4 protein-coding genes and 1 pseudogene are annotated in these 7,179 nt (G+C 32.7%); all 5 read right to left on the minus strand.

Features of this window, described 5'->3' with window-relative positions:
• A partial coding sequence (locus tag CQ058_RS30390; protein ID WP_105590214.1) for a transglycosylase domain-containing protein occupies positions 1–2,077 on the minus strand: 2,077 nt, incomplete at its 3' end.
• A gap of 283 nt (positions 2,078–2,360) precedes the next feature.
• Positions 2,361–2,714, minus strand: a pseudogene (locus tag CQ058_RS30395) (M15 family metallopeptidase); the annotation flags it as partial.
• Positions 2,715–3,103: 389 nt separating this feature from the next.
• Complete coding sequence (locus CQ058_RS30400; protein ID WP_002193692.1) at positions 3,104–4,288, minus strand: FtsW/RodA/SpoVE family cell cycle protein; 1,185 nt, start codon at positions 4,286–4,288, stop codon at positions 3,104–3,106.
• Positions 4,289–4,572: 284 nt separating this feature from the next.
• A complete protein-coding gene (locus tag CQ058_RS30405; RefSeq protein WP_002193693.1) occupies positions 4,573–5,229 on the minus strand; it encodes a lysozyme family protein in 657 nt (218 codons plus the stop codon).
• A 163-nt stretch (positions 5,230–5,392) separates the two neighbouring features.
• Positions 5,393–6,502: an acyltransferase family protein gene (locus CQ058_RS30410; protein WP_002193694.1), complete on the minus strand. Its 1,110-nt coding sequence runs from the start codon at positions 6,500–6,502 to the stop codon at positions 5,393–5,395.
• Positions 6,503–7,179: the final 677 nt, after the last annotated feature.

Raw genomic sequence — 7,179 nt, forward strand, 5'->3', positions numbered from 1 at the left:
TACTACCATTGTTTGGCGGTGTTGTATTTCCTTGGCTACCACCATTGTTTGGCGGTTCAGTCGTATTTGGAGAAGAATCACGCTTCTCACCTTTAATACGTAATTCGCTACCTTCTTGCACTACACTGTTCGGCATTTTAAATTGCGACTTATCTGTAGCAAACTTACTCATCATTTCTTTAAAAATTAACTGAGCAATTTTCGTATTTTTACTACTAATATAATCGTCTTTACTATCTTTTATATATCCAGTCCATACTGCCATAGTATATTGTGGTGTATAACCAGCAAACCAACTATCACGAGTTGCACTTTCTGGTAGATTATATTGTGCTATTTGTTCTAAAGAATAGTTTGTTGTACCTGTTTTACCCGCTACATCTAATGAACCTATATTAGCTGCTGTACCCAATCCAGATGAAACAAAAGTACGAAGCATATCAGTAATCATATATGCTGTAGAATCCTTCATAACTCGTTTTGGCTTTTGCTCAAAGCTTTTTGATTTACCATCTGGATAGACTACTTTCTTAACAAAATGCGGCTTCGTATACTTACCATCATTACCAAATGCCGCATAAGCACCTGCAATTTCAGTTGGTGAAGTTGCATTTGTACCTATCGCTGTTGATTCGGTCGGTGCCACATCAAATGTAATACCTAACTTTTCAGAGAAAGCTTTTGATTTATTAATTCCTACTTCTTTTGCAGTTTTAATAGCCGGGATATTTCGGGACGTTTTCAATGCATCACGCATTGTAACTGGTCCTAAATGCTTTCTATCTGCATTTCTAACTTCTTGTCCTGTTGAATACTTAAATGGAGAGTCATCAATTTGATGATAAGTAGCCCATTTTAAATATTCAATTGCAGGAGCGTAATCAAAAATTGGTTTCATCGTTGAACCTGCTGAGCGAGCTAATTCAATCGCCATATTATGTCCTTTAAATACAGCTTTATTTTCACCACGTCCGCTACCAATTGCACGAACTTCTCCTGTTTTCGTATCCATAAATGTGAAAGCTCCTTGGAATTTCTCATTTGGATAATTAATAATATTTTCATTTAAAAGCTTGTCTGCAAAATCCTGTGCCTTTGGATCTAATGTTGTATAAATTTCTAAACCATCAGATCCAATATTAGCATCTGGCAACTCTTTTTCAACTTCTTTCACAACCGCATCCATAAACGCAGGATATGGCATTACTTGTTGTTCAGTTGCTTCCTTAATTCCTTCTGTTACTGGAACTTTTGATGCTTCTTCCATTTCTTTTTTTGTAATATAACCATGTCGATTCATTAATCGAAGTACAACATTTCTTCTTTCTGTTGCCTTTTGAATATTTTGTTCTTTCGTTGGATCATAGTTATTAGGCGCTTTCAGTAAACCGGCAAGCATCGCAACTTCTGGTAGTGTTAAATCTTTCAATTCCTTACCATAGTAATTTTGTACTGCTGTTGCGATTCCATATGAACGGTTACCTAAGTAAATTTTATTTAAATACATTTCTAAAATTTTATGTTTCGAATACTGTTGTTCTAGCTTATACGCTAAATATATTTCTTGCACCTTTCGCTGTGACGTTTTTTCCCTCGATAAGAAGTAGTTTTTAATAACTTGCTGCGTAATCGTACTTCCACCTTGAGAGCCGTAATCCCCTTTTAGGCTGATTAAAACTGCACGTGCAGTACCCTGAAAGTCTACGCCACTGTGCTCGTAAAATCGTGCATCTTCTGTCGCTAAAAACGCATTTTCAACTAATTTAGGAATTTGGTCGTACGTAATATTCGTTCGTTTTTCTTTCCCATATTCATATATCAATTCCCCATTTTTATCATAAATTTTTGAGGATAACGGATTAACAAGTTTTGCTTTCTCAAGTTTTGGCACATCCTTGATCATAACGAAAAAGGTAGCAACCCCTGCGACTAACCCTACAATACCAAGTAATAAACAACTAATTAAAAACTTACGAAAAAATGATGTTTTACCTTTTGGTTTTTGTTTTTTAGCAACTGGCTGTTTTTTCTTTTTAACTTGTCGTCGCTCCTCTCGAGAACGATAATTTTCTGACATGCTACTTTCTCCTGCCTTTCAATTCTTCTGTTGATTTACTTAAAATTATTGAGGTCACCTTCAAAAATATACTTATATTTAATAAGTGTGTTAACCGGGAGTAGTAAATATTTTTTATATCTGTATATTATAAAACTTAGATTCACTCTTAAAAAAACTATTTTCATCTCTATTCTTTATAATAATGCTGCCCCTTAAAGCAAGGAAATTTTGAGCTGTTCCATCGGATCCCACTAGGTACCAGATGTTATTTTTTCATATTTCACTATCTTTACACCAGAACTTAAAATTTTATTTTTTGATAATATTCTTCTAAAGTTAGACCTTGTTCTTTTAAATAAATCGCCACATCTTTCCCTACATAAAGATAGTGCCAAGGTTCATATTTAACGTCAGTAATATTTTCCTTACCTTTCGGATAGCGAATAATAAATCCATAATCTGTAGCATACTCATCTAACCATTTAAAAGCATCAGTTGTATCAAAATGCTCATTCAAATCCTTTACCGTATTCTGCCATTCAACCGAAATAATATCCAAAGCCAATCCAGTGTGATGCTCACTTGCACCAGGATACTGAACATACTCCAATGTTTTGGCTTTTGCATCTTTATCTGAAAGACCCTGAGACTTATATGGCTACCACCAACATTTTAACGAAAATATACGCTAAGCAAATTTCAACATAAAAAAAACGATGATTTTACTACTCTAAGCAACTTATTCATTCTCAAAAACGGGGGTGTTTAAGACAAATATAATTCACGTTTTGAGAATCTCTTAACGTATAAAAACGTTAAAATGTGCGTGCTACCCCTTTGTAACCTTAAAACTCACTCCAGCAATTCCTTACAACGTATATATATTGATAATGCGAACCCTAATTACAGACAAAGGGAAAAGACTGTTTATTATTCTCCTCCCTCTGTCTATTAACAATACTTGATTATATCTCTGTAACCTTTTTTATTCATCTCGTGTTATTCTACGAATAGTTTAAGGTATTAGTACTTCTTATTCGATATTTAGTGCTGATTCACTGAAAACATATATTCTTTGTATGTTTTTCGTGTGGATAGAATAAGCCCCATCATTAGCATGTTCGAAAATAAAGAGCTTCCGCCATATGATAAAAATGGAAGTGCAATACCTTTGACAGGCATTAATCCCACAATCATACCGATATTTTGAAAAAATTGTAACATTAGAACGCCTACAATTCCTGCGCATAGTAAGGTGCCGAATAAATTATCTGCGGAAGCACCAATTATAAGTATTCGGGAAAGCAGTAAGAAGAATATGCATATTATAAAAGTGGCAACTATAAAACCGCCTTCTTCGGCAATTGTGGCAAAAATGAAATCAGTATGTTTTTCTGGGATATAAACATTTCCAGAACCGAAGCCTTTTCCTTCTATCCCTCCACTACCAACAGCTAAAAGTGATTGTTGAGTTTGATATCCCTGATCTGTATGCTGAAATGGATCTAACCAGCCTAAAATTCGTGATTGTTGGTGAGGCTTTAATAAAGTAACTAACTTATTGAAGAAAATATCTGGATATTTTACGTATATAAATATTAAAGCAGACAATACAGTCATCGGAATTCCTGTACATAGTATGATTAACTTTTTTTGAATTCCTGACATAAATATAATACATGCAATGGCTGCTAAATATAGGAACACCATTCCCGTATCGGGTTGACTATATACAAGTAACGCAGGTGGGATAGATATCAAAAATATTTTACCAATCAAAAGTAAATCAGTTTGAAATGTCCGTGCCATATACTGTGCATTATGTTTTACGACTAAACTTGCGACCAGAAGAAGTAAGGCAAGCTTAAAAAATTCAGCTGGTTGAGTAGCACCAATAATTGGAAATCTAAACCATCTTTTTGCACCTGATATTTCAGGTGTAAAACTTGATACTGGTAATACCTTTAAGATGATAATTGAGATGAACCCCACAATATAAATCGGCCAAGCTAATTTTTGTAATTGATCTAAATCGATATTGGCAACAATTAATAATAAAACAAAACCGATGGCGTAATTTACCATTTGTTTCATAGCAAAATTTTGGTTACCATATTGTCCTGTTTGCTGACTACTGTATATTGCAACAATACTGGTGACACATAATATGAATAAAATGAATATTAGTTTCTTATCTAATTTCTTTAAAAAAACTATTTTTTCCCCCATTTCAACCCCCTAGACATTGTGGTATTTACTTTTTATAAGAACTATCCTGTTTTTTATGTGTACATTAATATTTATCAATATAATTTTACAATAGCAAGCATATATTAAACATGCTCAAAATTATCCAGTAATTATTATCGGTTCCGCTACAAAAACTTCAAAACATATGGGAATTTTCTTTCAAACTTATCTGAGCCGGACATATAGTCGGACTATTTTTAGAATACGGGTATCACTATGACCTGATTTAATAGATCTCTCATATGAATCTTAAAGTTCTTATATTAAAAATTTTCCGAATTATATTTTGAATTTTTTCGGAGAAGTTCTTCAATAAGTTTTGCTTTTTCATTCACCTTTGTTACATATGTGAAATCACCATAACAATATGGATACCTAAAATTATTTTTATTTCCACCACAAGTGTACATCTCTGGATTTTGATCAACTTTCATCTTAGAAAAATTTTTGGCCGAATCTTCCGAGTGTTGTTTAACTTCTTGACTAGCAATAAAATCAATATACCCTGGTCCCATATTATAGCTTTGAATAATTGTATCCATGCTAACATCTTTTTCCGTTCCATATTTGTACATTTGAGCAAAGTGTTTTACCCCTTGTTTAATGCTCAAGCTTGTCTCTTGAATTTCATTAGGCTTTAATCCAAGTGATTCAGAAGACTGCATAGGGTCGTTACCCTCACCTCTACTCTCTTGGTACATAATTCCTAATAAAACTGCTGTTTTACCTCCTAAATTATATTTTTCTAATTCTCTTTTCACGGTTAGCTCATATTGCAATAAACGGTTTTCGGTAGCAATCACTTTATTTCTTTGAATATTGGTTTTATGCTTAACATAAAATATTCCAAGCATGGTTCCTAAACCTAAAATACTAATATAGAATAATATAATAAATCGTGTTTTAATCGTATCCTTCATATAATACTCCTCCTCGTATAAAAAATTCGTACCTTTTTGGACTCAAAATTATTTCTTTTAGTTGCAAAGTTTAATATAGGAATTTAAAGAAAAACAACCGCCTGAATTGGAGGATTTTTCAAGGCGGGTTATTCTTAGAATCGTTTCCGTACCCCTACAAGTATCACACTTTTTTTTTGAACTTTGCTGTTCTTTGTTTTGCCCAATTCATACATTTCTTTTCAATTAAATGATACGATAATATAGAACAAAGTATTGTCGTTGTAATACATAAGATAAGAAGAAAAAGGGTGGGTATCTTTGCATACAAAAGTTTAAAGAGTACCATCGTGATTGGAAAATGACATAAATAGATACTATATGAAATTTCCCCTAAGTATACAAATACACCCTTATTTAAAATAGCTTTTACCTTTAGGTTATTCATTGCCATAATGATTATTATACTAACACCAATTACGACACCCCAATCTTTTAATAAGAAAGTAGTATCATTACTAGAAAGCCCATAAATCAAAATGGAATATAGATATAGAAAGACCCCTAATGCGATAAGAAGTTTTCTGTTTAAGTTTTTCATACTTCTATATAATTGAGTAAGTTCTTCCTGATGTTTAAAAAGTAGCATTCCAACCATAAACATAGATGTGAAATGCAGTGTATCGGCATAACCATTATAAAACCCCTCAGCTTTCCCAATATGCAACATATTAAGGAAAATACCAATTAAAGAAAAGCTCATAGCAAACAGTATCGTTTTCTTCCAACTCTGTTTATAAAACAGAAGGAATAACAAGGGAAACACGATAGATATACGCATTTCTTGAGCTAATGACCAGATAACCGGATTATAATTATCCGTAAAAAAGTTATTAAGAAGTACAAAGTGATTCATAATATCTAATTTTGTTATTGGCCCTTGCCACTTATCATAGAACCAATCTCGTAGTCCCGTAACTTCATATGGTGAAAACAAAATAAATAAAGCAAAGGTGATGAATATCCAGAAATAATAAGGGATATAGATTCGTACAAATCGCTTAATTAAATATCCCCAATAATTTGTTTTTGAATGATAGAGTGCCATAGATAACACAAAACCACTGAGCACATAAAAAATGATCACAGCTTCCCCACCAGCCCATAAAAACCTAAGAGGCGATAGTTTTATAGAATTAGGCAATGATGGTAGCATTAAACAAAAGTGTCCAAATACCACTGTGATAGCCGCTAGTCCTCGTATTGAATCTAATTCGTTTATTCTCTTACTCATAAAGTGTTCTCCTTGTCAATTGTAGATTTTGCTGTTAATAAAGCTCATTTAACCCCTCGATACTACAAAAAAAGTTGTGTATCTTTTAAAGAGATTTTTCATATTCATGCATAAATTATAGAAAGAAAAAATAAAATTTATCTAAAGTTTTTTTTACATTTATCTAAAGTTTTTTTAAGATGGTATTCATATTTTATTGAAACGCATAAACATATTTATTTTAAATGTTAAAGTCTGTGTTTGTTCACAGCGTTTTTGTTGTAACAATAAAGAAAAATATGTTGTAAAAACAAAACTGCCTTTGTATTTAAGCGTTTATTTAAGCCCTCAAGGCTGAGTAAGGTACCAGTGGCTGCATGAAGTTTACTACATAATTGTACTAGGGGTACAGCCGAGATACGTGTAAAAACAGGTCATAGGCTTACTTTTATTTCCATATGCGATTTGTAGGGCTTATAAATGCAGTTTTGTTTATTATGGGTACACCCTAATCATCCATCTATTAGCTACTGAAAACACTTTGTTCCAACTGTATGATTAGGATGTATGATAATAAGTTGAAAAATAGTAAGGAAATCCGTGATCACAAGTGTGTTTGGAAATAAATGTATCTCGGCTGTACCCCTAATTCATTTTGTCTAAACTTATCTAGTGACTTTGATTTTAACCGAGTAATG

Source organism: Bacillus sp. MYb56 (assembly GCF_002976445.1).
Classification (GTDB): domain Bacteria; phylum Bacillota; class Bacilli; order Bacillales; family Bacillaceae_G; genus Bacillus_A; species Bacillus_A mycoides.